Source organism: Prochlorococcus marinus XMU1406 (genome assembly GCF_017696055.1).
Classification (GTDB): Bacteria; Cyanobacteriota; Cyanobacteriia; order PCC-6307; family Cyanobiaceae; genus Prochlorococcus_A; species Prochlorococcus_A marinus_W.
This window is the reverse complement of sequence record NZ_JAAORG010000001.1, coordinates 615,339-632,018: the sequence shown is the minus strand read 5'-3', so window position 1 is coordinate 632,018 and position 16,680 is coordinate 615,339. Positions and strand designations below refer to the sequence as shown.

General features: G+C 30.6%; 17 protein-coding genes. 8 read left to right on the top strand and 9 right to left on the bottom strand.

Annotated elements, in window-relative coordinates; all coding sequences use genetic code 11:
• Positions 1 to 6: 6 nt before the first annotated feature.
• Positions 7 to 1,197 (bottom strand): 5-(carboxyamino)imidazole ribonucleotide synthase, encoded by a 1,191-nt coding sequence (locus tag HA149_RS03575; protein ID WP_209113094.1) that lies wholly within the window; start codon positions 1,195 to 1,197, stop codon positions 7 to 9.
• 125 nt (positions 1,198 to 1,322) lie between these two features.
• Between HA149_RS03575 and aroB the strand changes: the two genes are divergently transcribed.
• Positions 1,323 to 2,414, top strand: a complete 1,092-nt coding sequence (gene aroB / locus HA149_RS03570) for a 3-dehydroquinate synthase (RefSeq protein ID WP_209113091.1) — start codon at positions 1,323 to 1,325, stop codon at positions 2,412 to 2,414.
• Here the strand turns inward: aroB and HA149_RS03565 are convergent.
• Positions 2,411 to 3,601 (bottom strand): SAM-dependent methyltransferase, encoded by a 1,191-nt coding sequence (locus tag HA149_RS03565; protein ID WP_209113089.1) that lies wholly within the window; start codon positions 3,599 to 3,601, stop codon positions 2,411 to 2,413. The genes aroB and HA149_RS03565 overlap by 4 nt on opposite strands.
• A gap of 31 nt (positions 3,602 to 3,632) precedes the next feature.
• On the opposite strand from HA149_RS03565, the gene HA149_RS03560 reads away from it, so the two are divergent.
• The gene (locus tag HA149_RS03560; protein ID WP_209113087.1) at positions 3,633 to 4,430 is read left to right on the top strand and encodes a TPM domain-containing protein; all 798 of its coding nucleotides are present in this window, start codon (positions 3,633 to 3,635) and stop codon (positions 4,428 to 4,430) included.
• 21 nt (positions 4,431 to 4,451) lie between these two features.
• Here HA149_RS03560 and HA149_RS03555 read toward each other — a convergent pair whose 3' ends face one another.
• On the bottom strand, positions 4,452 to 5,228 hold the full coding sequence (locus tag HA149_RS03555) for a TIGR04168 family protein (protein ID WP_245154662.1): 777 nt from the start codon (positions 5,226 to 5,228) through the stop codon (positions 4,452 to 4,454).
• 163 nt (positions 5,229 to 5,391) lie between these two features.
• Here HA149_RS03555 and nadA point away from each other — a divergent pair, with 163 nt between their 5' ends.
• Positions 5,392 to 6,306 (top strand): quinolinate synthase NadA, encoded by a 915-nt coding sequence (gene nadA / locus HA149_RS03550; RefSeq protein ID WP_209113085.1) that lies wholly within the window; start codon positions 5,392 to 5,394, stop codon positions 6,304 to 6,306.
• On the opposite strand, the gene HA149_RS03545 is transcribed toward nadA, so the two are convergent.
• The 3 genes from HA149_RS03545 to HA149_RS03535 form a co-directional block, all read right to left on the bottom strand.
• Positions 6,303 to 7,637 carry a S41 family peptidase gene (locus tag HA149_RS03545; protein ID WP_209113083.1) on the bottom strand — a complete coding sequence of 445 codons (1,335 nt, stop codon included), beginning with the start codon at positions 7,635 to 7,637 and terminating at the stop codon, positions 6,303 to 6,305. The genes nadA and HA149_RS03545 overlap by 4 nt on opposite strands.
• 63 nt (positions 7,638 to 7,700) lie before the next feature.
• Positions 7,701 to 8,918: a (E)-4-hydroxy-3-methylbut-2-enyl-diphosphate synthase gene (gene ispG, locus HA149_RS03540; RefSeq protein ID WP_209113081.1), complete on the bottom strand. Its 1,218-nt coding sequence runs from the start codon at positions 8,916 to 8,918 to the stop codon at positions 7,701 to 7,703.
• Positions 8,919 to 8,952: 34 nt separating this feature from the next.
• A complete protein-coding gene (locus tag HA149_RS03535; RefSeq protein ID WP_209113079.1) occupies positions 8,953 to 9,456 on the bottom strand; it encodes a uracil-DNA glycosylase in 504 nt (167 codons plus the stop codon).
• A gap of 161 nt (positions 9,457 to 9,617) precedes the next feature.
• Between HA149_RS03535 and HA149_RS03530 the strand changes: the two genes are divergently transcribed.
• From HA149_RS03530 to HA149_RS03510, 5 genes are read left to right on the top strand one after another with little or no spacing between them, the layout of a single operon-like run.
• Complete coding sequence (locus HA149_RS03530) at positions 9,618 to 10,796, top strand: pyridoxal phosphate-dependent aminotransferase (protein ID WP_209113077.1); 1,179 nt, start codon at positions 9,618 to 9,620, stop codon at positions 10,794 to 10,796.
• 27 nt (positions 10,797 to 10,823) lie between these two features.
• The gene (locus tag HA149_RS03525) at positions 10,824 to 11,717 is read left to right on the top strand and encodes a putative selenate ABC transporter substrate-binding protein (protein WP_209113075.1); all 894 of its coding nucleotides are present in this window, start codon (positions 10,824 to 10,826) and stop codon (positions 11,715 to 11,717) included.
• Positions 11,714 to 12,457, top strand: coding sequence for an ATP-binding cassette domain-containing protein (locus HA149_RS03520; protein ID WP_209113073.1), 744 nt, complete (start codon positions 11,714 to 11,716; stop codon positions 12,455 to 12,457). The genes HA149_RS03525 and HA149_RS03520 overlap by 4 nt, the downstream gene beginning before the upstream one ends.
• Before the next feature lie 4 nt (positions 12,458 to 12,461).
• Positions 12,462 to 13,964, top strand: a complete 1,503-nt coding sequence (locus HA149_RS03515; RefSeq protein ID WP_245154661.1) for a PhnE/PtxC family ABC transporter permease — start codon at positions 12,462 to 12,464, stop codon at positions 13,962 to 13,964.
• A gap of 49 nt (positions 13,965 to 14,013) precedes the next feature.
• Positions 14,014 to 14,658, top strand: a complete 645-nt coding sequence (locus HA149_RS03510; RefSeq protein WP_209113071.1) for a GDSL-type esterase/lipase family protein — start codon at positions 14,014 to 14,016, stop codon at positions 14,656 to 14,658.
• A 21-nt stretch (positions 14,659 to 14,679) separates the two neighbouring features.
• Here the strand turns inward: HA149_RS03510 and HA149_RS03505 are convergent, their stop codons facing one another.
• From HA149_RS03505 to HA149_RS03495, 3 genes are read right to left on the bottom strand one after another with little or no spacing between them, the layout of a single operon-like run.
• Positions 14,680 to 15,417, bottom strand: a complete 738-nt coding sequence (locus HA149_RS03505; RefSeq protein WP_209113069.1) for a TIGR00297 family protein — start codon at positions 15,415 to 15,417, stop codon at positions 14,680 to 14,682.
• A 6-nt stretch (positions 15,418 to 15,423) separates the two neighbouring features.
• Positions 15,424 to 16,197 carry a 16S rRNA (uracil(1498)-N(3))-methyltransferase gene (locus tag HA149_RS03500; protein ID WP_209113067.1) on the bottom strand — a complete coding sequence of 258 codons (774 nt, stop codon included), beginning with the start codon at positions 16,195 to 16,197 and terminating at the stop codon, positions 15,424 to 15,426.
• 9 nt (positions 16,198 to 16,206) lie between these two features.
• Entirely contained in the window at positions 16,207 to 16,650 is a 444-nt protein-coding gene (locus tag HA149_RS03495) for a DUF3531 family protein (RefSeq protein ID WP_209113065.1), read from the bottom strand.
• Between the last annotated feature and the right edge of the window lie 30 nt (positions 16,651 to 16,680).

Sequence of the window (16,680 nt, the reverse complement as noted above, 5' to 3'; positions counted from 1 at the left end):
ATTTTTTTATGCATTTGGAGATGGCCAAATGTCTCTTACCATAGTTAATAATACTTGTGCCTCATCATATCTTTCTGAATGCGTTTTACCATTTAATAAAAATGTAATATGAGCCATTTTCCTTCCCAGAATTTCTCGAGATTTGCCATAAAAATGAATATTAGAACCCTCAATTTCAGATAACATTTTAACTCTTGTATCCATTGAAATTGGGAAATTCTTTTTTAACCCCAGTAGATTTATCATAATTGCCCCTTCACAGTTCATTTTAATTTCAGGTGGTCTTATCCCAGAAGAAATGCAAACATATTGATCAAACTGACTTGAAGTACAAGCTTCAATAGAGAAATGAGCTGAGTTATGTGTTCTAGGAGCTATTTCGTTAATTAAAAGCCCATTATCTCCATAGAAGAATTCAATAGCCAAAACTCCAACGTAATTAAGTTCATTGACTATTGAAGAGAAAATATTTATTGCAAATAAGTTCAAATCATATTCATTTATCGCAGGTGCAAGAACCCAGTCACAAACATGATTCGATTGGAATGTCTCAACGATTGGAAAGAATCTTATATTACCTGTTCTATCTCTCGAACCAACAAGAGCTAGTTCTTTTTCATACTCTATCCATTCTTCTAGTAACCATTCATCAGTATTATTCTCTATTAAAAAAGAATCTAAATCTTCTTTTGTCTTTATTTTTTTGTTCCCTTTACCGTCATATCCACCTTTATTTGATTTTGCCATTAGAGGAAAAGTCCAATCATTGATTTCCTCATCAGGGAGATTTTTAAAATCCTCAATACTTGTCCATTTTGGACAGGGGATATTCATCCTATCTATTAATTTTTTTTGAGAAAACCTATCTACTAAAGGCTTAATTGCATTAAGGCTTGGAACAAAAATATCGTTATTGCCAATTAAATTTAATTTATCAATTTTTATCCATTCATTTTCAAAAATTATTTTTTCACACTCATTAATTAATGATTTATTACCTCTTATCTTTAAAGGATCAGCTTCTATGACGTGATCTGCTTTTAAACCCGCAGGATCATCACAAGATTTTGTTTGCACACATACTTCTAGATCTCTTTTTTTTGCTGCCTCAATCAACATCAAAGCCAGTTGACCGCCTCCAATTATTCCTAGGGAATAATTTTTCTTAATACCGTTTATATTTTTTTTAAGACTCATAGGATGATTTTATTACCATTTCTAATTCTTAACAACTGAATTTTTAAGTATCTAGAGCTTAGATTTTGCTAGTATATAAAGTATTTAATACCAAATATTTATAAATTTTAACTAGGTAATCAATTGTGAATAAGAGAAAAATATTAGTCCCGTTAGGTGATAAGTCATACGAAGTAATCCTAGAAGCAGGGATACTGAATAATATCAGCGAAGAACTTTTAAAAATTGGAATAACAAAGAATAGAAAAATACTTGTAATTTCAAATGAAGAAATATCACTTTTGTATGGTGAAAGATTCTTAAACAATTTAAAAGATAATAAATTTCAGGCCAAAATGTTCCTTATCAAGGCTGGAGAATCATATAAAAACTTAAAAACCTTAAGTGAAATATATGATGTTGCATTTGAATTTGGTTTAGACAGAAATTCAGTAATTATTGCCCTTGGAGGAGGAATTGTTGGAGACGTAAGTGGTTTTGCAGCTGCTACTTGGCTGAGAGGTATTGAATATATTCAGGTTCCAACAACATTATTATCAATGGTTGATTCATCTGTGGGAGGGAAAACAGGAGTAAATCATCCTAAAGGTAAAAATTTAATTGGAGCTTTCAATCAACCTAAAGCAGTTTTTATTGATCCAGAAACTTTAAAAAGTTTGCCTAAAAGAGAATTTAGTGCAGGCATGGCCGAAGTAATAAAATACGGAGTAATAAGAGATAAAGAACTTTTCGAATACTTAGAAATTGAAAAAAACAAGAATGAACTTATGAATCTCAAGAATGAATATCTTATTAAAATAATTAATAGTTCAATTAAAACAAAGTCTCATATTGTTTCTCAAGACGAACATGAAAATGGTGTTAGAGCAATATTGAATTATGGTCATTCTTTTGGTCACGTTATTGAAAATTTATGTGGATACGGAAAATTTCTTCATGGTGAGGCAATATCAATTGGTATGGATATTGCTGGGAAAATAGCAATTGAGAAAGGGTTATGGTCTAAAGAAGAATTAGAGAGACAGAAACTTCTCTTAGAAAGTTACGATCTTCCTACCGAGATCCCCATAATAAATAAAGAAGACGTTTTAACAATACTTATGGGCGATAAAAAAGTTCGTAATGGCAAAAAAAGATTTATATTACCGAGAGAAATTGGTGCAGTTGATATATATGATGACGTAGATGATTCATTATTTTTAAAGTTTTTTTCTTAACGCAAACAAGTTGAATTTATATTCATTTCCTTCTCCTTAAACTTATTAAAAACAAACCACTTAAAATCACCTAGACAGAGAGGGTCGACGAGTCTAAGTAATGCCTCTCTTCTTAAAAGGGCATTTGACAAATCCTCCTTAAATTCTTTCTGAATTCCATAAAGTCTCTCTGCTAATCCAAGTGCCAACAAAGCCTCTCCCTGTTTAGTTATTCCAACTGTATTAAATCCAAGAGTCTCAGCATCATTAATTAAAGCTTCTATGCAAACATGAGATGTTAAATCGCAATTTCCAGGAGAATCTAGGACATTATTCATCATTTTTTGATTTTCATAAGAAACTATCATTCCATCAGAATTGTTAGAGGTGTAGTATTTTTTAGCTTCTTTAGCGTAATCAATTATCAATAAAATACCATTATTAATTTTTCCATAAATAGCTTCTAACCATTTTGAGTTTTCTATATGCCATTCTGTCGTCCATCCTTCTAGGGCATCTTCAGGCGGAATAGTGATTCCCAACTCACGTTTAGCAAGTTCAATACTTTTTTTCAATTCACTTGTAATTGGCATTTCATCAAAAAATAATTTATGAGATTTTTTGTCTACAGAAACTGCTTGTCGATGTAATTTTCCTTTTGAGAAGGTTATTCTCTCTACTGGCAAAGCATCTAAAACCTCATTTGCAAGAACTATTCCATTTATATTATTTTCCTCTACTTCTTCCAAACCTTTCCATGAAATATCAATACCTAAGTTTAAAAATTCCTCCAATTTATTTTTTTGTTTTTTTACCATCCCTTGATTAGGTTCAATAATTACAAAAGAAACTCCTTCCAAAAAATTCTTGTTATTTTCTAAAAAATATTTAATTAATCCGCTCATAAAGGTTCCATCTCCAGCTCCAAATTCAACTACAGCTAATTTTTGATTAGATAAAAAACTACTTTTGAACTGAATTAGCCAATCTTCTATTTGTTTACCAGCCAAAAAAGCAAAATCATCAGATAAAGAAGGTGATGTGACGAAATCCCCTCGAAAGCCTAACTCAGCTTTACCACTTCCGTAATAACCATTAATTGGATCATTTAAAGCAAAATTCATAAAGTTATAAAAACTTATAGTCCCACCCATTTTTATTATTTTTTTTACTATCCAATCTGTATTATTCGCGGGTAAGCTATTCATCGGCGAAAATATAAAGAGACAAAACTTATTTATGCCTTCAAAGATTAACTATTTATTGGGAATATTTCTATCTATATTAGTTTTAATTTCACATAAACCCGTTTTCGCTATAAATAATCCAAATCTCTTACCAGAAGAAAAAACACCTGTAATTGATTTAGCTAAAACATTAAGCCCTAATCAGAAAAAATCTTTAGAGGACAAGCTCAACAATCTAGAAATTGAAAGTGGGTGGAAAATTAAATATTTATCTCAGTTTGAGAGTTCTCCTGGTAGTGCAATAAAGGACTATTGGGATTTAGATGATACAAGTTTGTTGATAGTTGCAGATCCTAGAGGAGGAAATTTACTGAACTTTAATGTCGGAGAGGCTTATTTTAATTTTATGCCAAGGTTATTTTGGGTTGAACTTCAAACAAGATTTGGCAATCAATATTATGTGAAAGATCATGGTGAGGATGGCGCAGTATTAGATGCAATTAATTCCGTAAAGATTTGCCTTGAGAGAGGAGGGTGTCAAGTTGTCCCTGGCCTACCCAAAGAGCAATATATATGGACTTTATGTACATCTATTCTTGGAGGTTTAGTAGCAGGTTTCGCTTCTGCCCCAAGAAAAGAAGGTCAAGTCATATCAATTGGATTTTTAGCTCTTCTCTCTCCTTTATGGGGAATGTTATTTGGAATTTTTGGTTTGGCCCCTATAATATCCAGAACAAATGATTTATTACCACTATTTAAAAATGGTTTAGCATTTACAGCCGCAGGAATTGCGGGTTATATCTTGTCTCAAACATTATTTTCAAGATATGAAAAGCCCAAAAATACTTAAAATATGATCAAAAATATCTAATCATAAAAAAAATTTATCTTCTTCACAAATTTCACCAGACTCTGAATACCATCGATGGGAAACATGACTTAATCCTTTTTTTTCAAACTCAATCCAGGAAAAGTTAATTAGTAATTTCCCATCTTCATCAGTTTTATATCGTGGCACCACAGCAGTGTTGAAATAAATTGTTCCTTTGGTATCCATTTTAAACATCTCTCTTAAACCAAGATTTCTTTTAAGCCGATTGTGCATATGACCAAAAATCACAAGATCAACTTTTCTTCTCTTTTGTATTTGAGAAATAGCCACAGACAAATCTCTATCTCCCCAATCTAATGAGGGTAATTTCCAGTCTTTCCCGCAAATGCTTTTAGGTTCTGAGCCTAAACCCGAGGGGCCAGCATGAGACATAATTATTAAAGGTATATCTTCTACAGTCCTTTCCGAACATTTGATAATTTTATTTATTGAATCTTGTTCGGTGATAGGTCCATAAACACCTTTAACTTCTTTCGAAAGATAATAACCGCCGCCAGAACTACATGGTCTAGCAGACAATAAATTTATTTGATTATTAAAAACTTTCAAATCCCATGCACAATATTTTTCGCCAAGAACACGAATCTGCTTTGAGAGAGTTTCGCCTGTAGAATCTTTCCCTCTATCATGATTTCCTAAAATCACAAAAGTAGGAATTTTGATCTCATTGATTTGTTTAATTATTTTGACACTCCCATCAGAAATATCACCAACAAATAAAACAATATTTGGTTTGATAATCGATAAAACTTTCAAGTCTAATTCAGACCATTGACCATGACAGTCACCAACAATAGCAATTTTTAAATTTGTCAGAATTTTTTCTGTTTAAAGGCATATAATCTATTTAGAGATATTCTAAATCCTGACCAGTATAACTTCTACTGCAAAACAGAAATCAGTTCAAAACGAAAAGGATTTGATTTCTGAAATAAAGGACCGTTGCAAAAAAGCTAATGCAATTATTCTTGCGCACTATTATCAAGCTCCAGAGATTCAGGAAATTGCAGATTTTATTGGCGATTCATTAGATCTATCTAGGAAAGCCGCGAATAATGATGCAGATATAATAATTTTTTGCGGTGTGCACTTTATGGCCGAAACCGCAAAAATACTTAGCCCTAATAAAATAGTCCTATTACCAGATATTGACGCAGGATGCTCATTAGCAGACGATTGTCCCTCAGATAAATTTCAAAAGTTCAGGGAAGAAAATCCAGATCACTATGTTGTAAGTTATATCAACTGTACTGCAGAAGTAAAAGCTCAAAGTGATCTGATATGTACAAGCAGTAATGCAGTCTCATTAATTAAAAAGATACCTGAAGATAAAAAGATCATATTTGCACCAGATCAGAACCTTGGGAGATGGGTAGAGAAAAATTCAGGAAGAGATCTTAAATTATGGCCTGGCAGCTGTATTGTTCATGAATCATTTAGTGAAGAAGCACTACTAAAACTAAAATACCAAAATCCAGGATCAAAAGTAATTGCTCATCCTGAATGTAGTCAAAATTTACTACTTCTCTCGGACTTTATTGGATCAACAAGTAAACTCCTTGATTTCGTAAGTAAAGATCCATCTAAAACTTACATGGTATTAACTGAACCCGGAATAATCCACCAAATGAAGAAGAAAGAGCCTAACAAAATTTTTATTGAAGTCCCCGACATAGAAGGTTGTAAATGTAACGAGTGTCCATATATGAAATTAAATACCTTAGAAAAAATTCTTAATTGTTTGAAAAATAATTCCCCATCTATCGAACTTGACCCAGAAATAATAAGAAGAGCCTATGTACCGATAAAGAGAATGCTGGATATGAGTAATTAATTTAATGCAAATACTTTATTTTCCTTATTAATTTTTAGGAATGCATTAAGGTTTTTAGTGTTTGGATTAAATTCACTTATCTGATTATTTCTTTTAATTGTATTTACTAGCTCTTTTTCACCAGCTCTATATTGTTTATCTTTTCTAGTTCCAATTTCTCTTTGAAGAATAGGATTTATATTCATTTTTACTTCTATGTCTGGAATAATTCCAGATTTGTTTATATCAGTGCCGTTCGGAGTTAAATACTTAGCGACTGTAACAGTTAGACCTGAACCATCAACTAATGTTCTCATAGATTGAACTAAACCTTTACCAAACGTTTTCTTCCCAACTAATTTTCCTCTTTTGTTATCTTTTATTGCACCTGAGACTATTTCACTAGCACTAGCAGAACCCTCATTAACTAAGACAACTAAGGGTTTTTGTGTAAGAGCTTGACCGTTTCCTTTTTTTGTTTCTTTTAAACCATCTTTACTTACTGTACTTACTATTACTCCTTTGTTGATGAAATGCCTTGAGATATCAATGCTTGATTCTAATAAACCTCCTGGATTACTTCTCAAATCAAGAACATATCCTGCGACTTTTTTTGTTTCTAAATCCTTAATAGCATCTCTAGTCTCTTTTGATGCATTTGCATTAAATTGTTTAATCCTTACATAGCCAATTAATAAGCCGTTTTTGGTTTGATTGACTTTACTTGATACAGATTTTATTTCAATTTTTTCTCTTGATAAAATTTTAAAAAAGGATTTAGAACCTCTAAGAATTTCAAGCTTTACTTTAGTACCTCTTTGTCCTCTTATTAATTTCACAGCCTCCTCAATATTCATACCTTCAGTAGAAATATCATCTATAGACAATATTTTATCTCTAGCTTTAATTCCAGCATCAAATGCAGGGGTGCCCTCTATAGGAGAAATGATTATTAAATCATCAGATTCTTTATCTTTAACTATTTGGATACCAACTCCAGTTAATTCACCAGAGGTATCTATTCTCATTTGATTAAATTCCTTAGGTTCTAAAAATCTTGTATAAGAATCATCTAAATTAGAAAGCATATCTCTAATCGCATCATATGCTTCATTGCTATCTGAATATGTTTTTGATAAAACTTCTTTTCTTAGGTTAATCCAATTGGACTTTTGAAATTTACCGCTTGAATCAAGAAAATCTCTATATACAATTTGCCAAACATGATCAATTACCTCTTTATAACTATTATTTAAAACTGTAGCTTCTGCAAAATTATTTAAAAATAGCCCAGAAAAGGATGTCGCAAACAGAATTATAAATTTTTTTTTAAGCAATTTTCTTATCTTCAAAGAATTCTATATTTTTTTATTATAAAAAGAATTTATTTATAATTTCAAAAATTTGACAAATCCTTAAGGATCAATCCACTTGCCATCATCCTTAATAAGTTGGATTAAAGCATTAACCCCCTCATCTTCAGGTACTCTTTTTATCTCTTCTTTCCTTCTATATAAAGCAATAGTTCCTTTGCCTTTACCAACATAACCATAATCAGCGTCTGCCATTTCTCCTGGTCCATTTACTATACATCCCATTATTGCTATATCTAAACCAGTTAAATGTGAAGTGGCGTTCCTAACTTTATCTACAACTTCTTCTAAATTGAAAAGTGTTCTACCACAACTAGGGCAACTGATATATTCAACCATTGTTTTTCTTAGTCCTAAAGATTGCAAAATTGAATAGCAAACTGGTATTTCTTTTTCTGGAGCTTCTGTTAAAGAAACCCTGATGGTATCCCCTAATCCCTCTGCTAAAAGCGTTCCAATCCCAGCAGTACTTTTAATCCTTCCATAATCACCATCTCCAGCTTCAGTCACTCCTAAATGTAAGGGATAGTTATATCCTTCAGAGTCAAGCCTATCTGCAATCATTCTGTAAGCTGCCATCATAACTGGAGCCCTTGAAGCTTTCATAGAAATAATTATGTTATGAAAATCAAGCTCATCACAAATTTTGACGAACTCCATCGCAGATTCCGTCATTCCTAATGGAGTATCTCCATAAGTAAAAAGCATCCTCTCAGATAGAGATCCATGATTAACTCCAATTCTTAGAGCTTTGTTTTCAGCCTTTAAAACTTCAACTAAAGGGGTAAATCTTTTAAGTATTGTTTGTTTAATAGTTTCAAATTCCTCATCTGTATATTCAGTTCTTGTAGGGTCTGATTTTTCAAACACAAACAATCCAGGATTAATTCTTACTTTATCAACATGTTTTGCAACCTCCATTGCAATTTTCATACCATTATGGTGAACATCAGCTACCAAAGGGGTATTGATACTATTTTCTAATAATTTTGCTTTAATATCTCCTACTGCTTTTGCGTGCGCTAAGGAAGGGACAGTTAATCTTACTATTTCACAACCTACATCATGAAGTCTTTTGATAGCTAAGTAAGCATTTTCGACATCCATAGTATCTTCATTTATCATCGATTGAACTCTTACTGGATAATCACTTCCAATAGCTACATCACCAACCATTACTGTTCTAGTTATCCTTCTCTCAATATGAGTTGAATATCTTTTGGAGAGACTATTAACCTCTTTTGATTGAGTTAATGACATTAAAATTCTTGATATTCAAAAAGGGTTCATTAAATTATAAGGCATATAGTTTACTACTTACATTCTCTAAGTCTTTCAGAGTTAAATGGTAAGGTTTATTGATTTCTTTTGAAGGAAATCTCAACAAATAAGATGGATGAAAAATTACCATAATTTCTCTCCCATCTTTTTTAATCCATTGACCTCTTAAATTACTTATAGGATCTTTAATTTCTAAAATAGCTCTCATAGCAGTTGAACCAGTAAGTAATATAAATTTTGGATCAACTAGCTTTATTTGCTGTAATAACCAAGGTTTATGAATATTAATTTCTCTAGCAGTGGGTTTTCTATTATTTGGTGGACGACATTTAATTACATTGCAAAAATAAACATCCTCCTTATAGTCAATCCCAGCTTTAATCAATAATTCGTTTAATAACTTACCGGATTTACCTACATATGGTTTTCCTTCTAAGTCTTCCTGTACTCCAGGTGCCTCACCAATTATTAACAAATCTGCAAATACACTTCCTCGCCCAATAACTAACCTTTTCACCGAAAATAAAACTTTATATATTTTTATCTTAAGAACTCAAAATAGGAAAATAAAATAGATTAAGAAAATGAACGAAATTAAACCATTATGTGATACTTTTACTTATTGTTAATTTATGCATTTGTCATTATTAAAAGTCATATTTGAAAAGTTATAACTCAATGAGTCAAGTTAATTTATCGGAAAGGGCACTTTCAATTGAGCCTTCTCTTACATTGCAGATAAGTGCTAAAGCAAATCAATTATCTGCAGAAGGAGTAGATATTTGCAATTTAAGTGCAGGAGAACCTGACTTTAATGCCCCAAAAGAAGTTATAGAAGCTACAAGTAAAGCTATATTTGATGGATTTACAAAGTACGGGCCCGCAGCAGGCAATTTAGACCTCAGAAAAGCAATTGCAAATAAACTTCAAATTCAAAACAATTTAAATTATGAATTTGAAAATGTAATGGTCACAAATGGTGCTAAGCAAGCAATATATAATCTTTTCCAAGTTTTGTTAAATACTGGTGATGAAGTTATTATTCCTTCTCCATACTGGTTAAGTTATCCCCAAATGGTTAGGTTGGCTGGTGGAAAGCCAATCTTTACAAATTCTTCAGCTGAAGATGGATTTAAAATAAATATAAAAGACTTAAAGTCTAAAATCTCCTCTAAAACTAAATTTATAATTATCAATTCTCCTAATAACCCTACTGGAAGAGTTATGTCAAAGGAAGAATTGTTGCAAATTGCCGATTTAGCCAGAGAAAATCCAAAGATCAATATTCTTTCTGATGAGATTTACGAGCTAATCCTTAAAAAAGAATTTAAACACTACAGTATATCTTCATTAGCAAATGACTTAAAAGATAGGATTTTTATAATAAATGGATTTGCGAAAGGATGGGCTATGACTGGCTGGAGGATAGGTTATTTAGTAGGTCCCAAAGATGTAATCAAAGCATCCTCAGCATTACAAAGTCAAAGCACAAGCAATGTTTGCTCTTTTGTTCAAAAAGGTGCTTTAGAGGCTTTAAAAATTAATAATGAATTTTTCTCAATGATAAATAGCCATTATGATCAAAGAAGAAGTCTTCTCTATGAGGGCCTTAAGAATATAAATGGTATTTATATTGAAGAGCCTAATGGAGCATTTTACGCATTTCCAAAATTACCTAACTCCTCAATTACTTCTGTTGATTTCTGCAACAAAGCTCTTCAAGATTATGGATTAGTTGTTGTTCCTGGAAAAGCTTTTGGGGCTGACGAATGTATAAGAATCTCTTGTGCCGCTTCAGAGGTTAAAATAAAAGATGGCATAGGAAGGCTTGTGAAAGCAATTTCAAAATATTATTGATTAAAAAATTATTGATTAAAAACAATTATGTTCAATTTAAAAAAAATCCTACTAAGTTCATCTTTATTATTTTCTATTTTTTCATCACCTGTATTTTCAAATCCCAAAGTTTTAAAAGTTGGAGCAATACCTGATCAAAACCAAGATGTTTTGGATAAAAGATTTAATTTATTTTCAAAAGAATTATCCAAACAACTTGATGTAGAAGTTAAATACATTCCTGTTATTAATTATGTTGCAGCAGTAACTGGATTTAGAACTAAAGATCTAGATTTAGTTTGGTTTGGCGCGTTATCAGGAGTGCAAGCAAGATTACAAACTCCTAATTCAATTGTCATAGCTCAAAGAGATATTGATAAGGAATTTAAAAGTGTTTTTATAGTAAACAAAAATTTAGAACTTAACTCAATTTCAAACATTAAAGGACTTAAAAATCTAAAGAATTTAAGATTTACTTTTGGCTCTGAAAACTCAACTTCTGGAAGATTAATGCCAGAATATTTTTTAAATCAAGCGGGAGTAGAAATTAAACACTTTAAAGGGAAAAAAGCAGGTTTTAGTGGGAGTCATGATACCACTATAGCTTTAGTTAATAGTGGGGCATTTGATGCTGGAGCTTTAAATAAACAAGTTTGGGAAAACAATCGTAAAAATAATCCCAAAAGAACAAGTAATTTAGAATTATTCTGGATCACCCCAGAATATGTTGACTATCATTGGGTAGCTCAAGGGGATCTTGAAAATAGATTCGGGGAAGGGTTTACAAACGAACTTAAATCAGTAATTCTAAATTTAGATATAAAGCAAAAATCACATAAAAAGATATTAGATATGTTTAATGCAAAAAGATTTATAAATGCAGAAGCAAAACAATATAAAAATATAGAGGATATCGGGAGGAAATTAAATAAAATTAGATGAATAATAATACTCTCTTAGAATTAAAAAATATATCTTATAAAAACAAAAATAATCTGATTCTAAATAAAATAAATTTAAAAATAAATTCTGGGGAAAAAATTGCACTTTTAGGTAAAAGTGGTTCAGGGAAAACTACACTTATATCAGTACTTAATGGCACTATCAAGCCAACTCAAGGTGAGGTTAAATTATTCAATAAAAGTTTCGAGAAATTAGATAGAAAGCAGAAAAGTAAAATAACAACTATTTGGCAGGATTTAAGATTAATAGAAGATCTCTCTGCAGAACAAAATGTTAATTGTGGAATACTAGCGGAACACAATTTTTATTTCGCTTTTAAAAATTTACTAAATATAAGTTCTTTTAAGAAGGCGCATAAATGTATGCAATTATGTAGACTTCATAACTCTATTTACGACAAAAAAATCAGAAAACTATCTGGGGGGCAAAGACAAAGGGTGGCTATAGCTAGATCATTAATTCAAGGATCAAATATATTACTTGCAGATGAGCCTTTTAATAATTTAGATCCAAAATTGATAACAACAATTAAAAACTTGCTGCTAGAAAATGAAGATAAAAATAATACAAAAAAATCCCCAAAGACGGCATTAGTTGCATTACATAGATTAGATTTGCTGAACGATTTCGATAAAGTTATTGGAATAAGGGATGGTAAAATTTTTTTCAATATAAAAAGAAATAATTTAAAGAAGCTTCATTTAGACAAAATATATTAGTTAGTTGAATAAATTAAAATTAAACTATACCTCATTATCTTTTCTTCCAATTTTGGTTTGGATACCTCTAGGGTATCAACTAATAAATAATATTCATTTTGGAGGATTTAAATTATTTCAAGAATTCTTAATTTCTGCATTTAATCCCAAGATCGATAATGAAATTATTATTACCGTAATTAATCGATTAAATGAAACTATCTTAATTGGTTTTTTTAGTTGGATAGTAAGTATTATTTTTGGAGCAATTTTTGGAATATTATCCTCAAATATTTTTTATAAAATCTTTAATATTCCAAATTTTTTTTACCGCATAATAAGGTTTTTTCTAACAATAATTAGATCTATTCATGAAGTAGTTTGGGGAATACTATTAATGCAAATATATGGAATAAATTTTTCAATAGGAATAATAGCTATATGTATACCTTATATTGCTGTAAATTCAAAAGTTTTTGCTGAACAATTAGAAACTATTGACTACAAAAGTTTTGAATCTATAAATCAAATAAATGCACCTAAATTTTCTTCTTTACTAACTATAGTATGGAATCCAATAATAAACACATTTAAAAACTTTGGTTTATATCGATTAGAGTGTGCAATAAGAAGTACGGTGATTTTGGGACTTTTTGGAATTGGAGGAATAGGTACCAGTATTTTTTTATCTTTCCAAACTTTGAATTTTAGAGAGTTATGGACTTATTTATGGTCCTTAGCAATTTTGATAATTCTTTGTGGATTAATATTCAAAAAAATAAAATTTAACACTACAAATAAAATCCTATCTATTTTTTTTATTGCAGTTTTTCTCATAACAATTTTATTTTCTTTTTCATATTTTCTTTATTTTATTTTTAATAATAATTTTGAAAATTTTAATTCCGTTAGTTCTCTGTTTAAATCAAGCTCAGATTTAGGATTATTTGATTTCTTAAAACTTATATTAGAAACAATAATTTTAAGTCTTTTATCAACAGGAATCGCAATTAGTTTACCTCCATTATTAATAGGAATTTTTAACAACAATACTTCTAAAATCTTTATAAAAATTTTTGCATTTTTATTACGTTTAATACCTACACCTGTAATACTTCTAACTCTATTAACTTTTAATAATCCTTCTTTATCTTTAGCAGCTTTAACATTAGGTCTTCACAACTCTGGCATTACAAGCAAATTACTTTTTAAAAATCTAGATAGCCAAGACAGGAGAAATTACATTGCAATGAAATCTCTAGGAATCTCAAAAAAGACCAGTTGGCTTTTAGGTTTATTTTCTCAACAAGCAAAAAGTTACTTAGCATATTGCGCTTATAGATCTGACATCATTATTAGAGAAACTGCAATTGTTGGGGTCATTGGAAGTGTTGGTCTAGGTTGGCAATTGCAAGAATCACTAAGTTCCTTCGCATGGAAAGAAGTTACCTTAGTTTTGATAGCTTATAGCTCCATCGCAATAGTTGGCGAATTAATAAATGGTAAAATCAAAAATAGTTTAACTTGATTTGTAAGAATAATTTTTAAATCAAGTAATTATTTTTTTTCCGGTTATAGTGATTAGTTTACCAAAACAGCTAGTTGTAATTGGAGATAGCTCAGTTTATGGATGGGGAGATAATGAAGGTGGTGGATGGTGTGAGAGGCTTAGAAAAGATTGGTGCAATAACCACAATGGGCCAGTTATTTATCAACTTGGCGTTAGGGGAGATGGGATAGAAAAAGTTTCATCTAGATGGGAAAAAGAATGGTCATCTAGAGGAGAAACGAGAAGAAATAAACCTAAAGCAATCCTGCTAAATGTTGGTCTTAACGACACTGCAGCAATTGGTCAGAAAAACGGAAGACATCAATTAGATATAGATGGATTTGAATATGGATTAGAGAGACTAATTAATGAAATGAACTCTCAAACAAATGTCTTTGTTATTGGTCTGACACCTGTTGAAGAAAGAAAAATGCCCTTCGCAGGATGTCTATGGTACTCAAATGATTTTTGTAATTCTTATGAAAGGAGAATGGAGGAAGTATGCCTCAATCAGAATGTCCCATTTCTTCCTACTTTTAGAGAAATGTACTCTGATAAAAGGAGTAAAAATTGGATTACACATGATGGAATTCATCTAAATTCCAAAGGTCATTTCTGGCTTTATCAAAGACTGAAGAGCTGGGAGATTCTTACAAAATGGAAGGAATCCTAGGTCTTCCCAAATATTTTTAATTTAAAAATATGAATATAAAAAAAGAGCAAAGATAGCATAAACAGAAGCAATACTTGTCTGAATAGCATTTACCAATTCATTACTTAATTTATATTTATTTTGAAATTTAGCACCAATAATACTCTCAGAAAGTGTGGCTAAAAATCCCGAAACTGTAACAACAATGAAATGATATTTAGTAGAAATAATTGATAGACGAAGCATTACAAAAGCCATAAATATTGATCCCAAAACACTAGCTAATGTTCCTTCTAAACTTACTCCTCCTTCAGTTCCTCTCTCAACCTTTTTAAGTGAAGTTATTAAATATGTGTCTTTACCAAATCTTTTTCCAATTTCGCTGCCAAAAGTATCCGCTAACTTCGCAGCAAAGCTTGCAGCAAATCCTAATTTAAACATCACTACGTTGGCAGCATTAAATTTGATCATAATGGCGAAAAATAATCCTGTAGCTGCAGAGCCCCATACATTTTCAGGACCTCTTCTCCCACCTCTTTTTTCAGCTATTCCTTGTTCTTTTTTAAATTTAAAACCTATTTTGGTAACAAGAGATCCAAGTAATAAATAAATTACAACTGACATCCATCCCTGCCAAGACAAGCATCCCCACATAATTGTTCCTAAAATTCCTGCACTTATCCAACCACCTTTTGTCATCAAAGGAATCTTGCAAAATATATAAATCAAAATAAAATTAATGCAAAAACCTATAAAAAATTGATTTCTTATTAAATCCATATTTATCTAATTCCTTAATTTCAAATCAATTCTCCACTGATTTAGAATTGATGATGCGTTAATACTAGCTGTAGAAGTTCTTAAGATAGTTTCAGAGAGTTTAACAAAGGTATATTTGTTTTTATTAAAAAAATCAATTTCATTGGAGGACCACCCTCCTTCAGGGCCAATTACATTCCAGAAAATACCTCCTTTTTTATTTTCAAATTCTTGCTCATTTCTTAACCATTGATTTAAATCAAAATGTGTATTTTCTCTAGTAATTGAAATTGAAACTCTTTCTTGATTATCTCTACTTTTTAGCCATTCAATAATCTCCATACCATTTAAAATATATGGTTTCCATAATCTCTCACTTTGCTCAACTGCTTCTTTGATAATTGAATTCCATCTCAAAAGTTTTCTAGAAAAATTATAATTTTTGTTTACCTGTCTTTCTGAAAATAATGGTTGTATAAAATCAATTCCTATTTCAGTACACATTTTTAAAATATCCTCAAAACCACTTTTTGGTATAACAACAGCTATTCCTAATAAGTAAATTTCTTGTTCTTGAAATAAGTAAGGTTTTTTTAAATGACTTATTTCTAAACAATCATTTTTAACTTTTATAGCTTTCCATAATGAACCCTCTCCATTAGCTATAAATATTTCTTTACCATTTTTTATCCTCATTACTTTGTTTATATAATGCGCCTCGTCGCAAGTCAGTTTTATATTATTGTTCTGGATATTTTCAATTCTTTCATTGGAAATAATTAATCTTGTTAAGTCTTCCATCTAAAACACTTAATCTTTGAAAACTAAATCTTCATGTTCTTCAATAGCCCAATCATTATTTTCACCACCAATAATTAATTCTTCTATTTTTACATAATTATTTGATATCTGATTCAAAGAATTTATTAATATATCTATTGAAATGGAGTCTGAAGTTCCAAAATCAACCCAACATCTTCCCCACAGGTTTTGGTATTCCATAATTCCTAAATTATGCATTAAGGCAGGAAGAGATTCGTTTTTTTGTTCATTATTATAGGTCATCCAACTTAAATCGGAACCCTCTTCATGAGTTTGCAAATTTTCAGAATTAAATCCACCTAACCTTCCTAAAACGTACCAACTATCAAAAACACCATCTAAATAATTTTTTTCATCTTGAGTTGGTGATTCTGAAAACCTTATCCATATCCAACAATTAAAAGGATCAACTTCTCTAAAAATAATATTCATATTGACTAATAGCTTTTGAGATCTATAGCT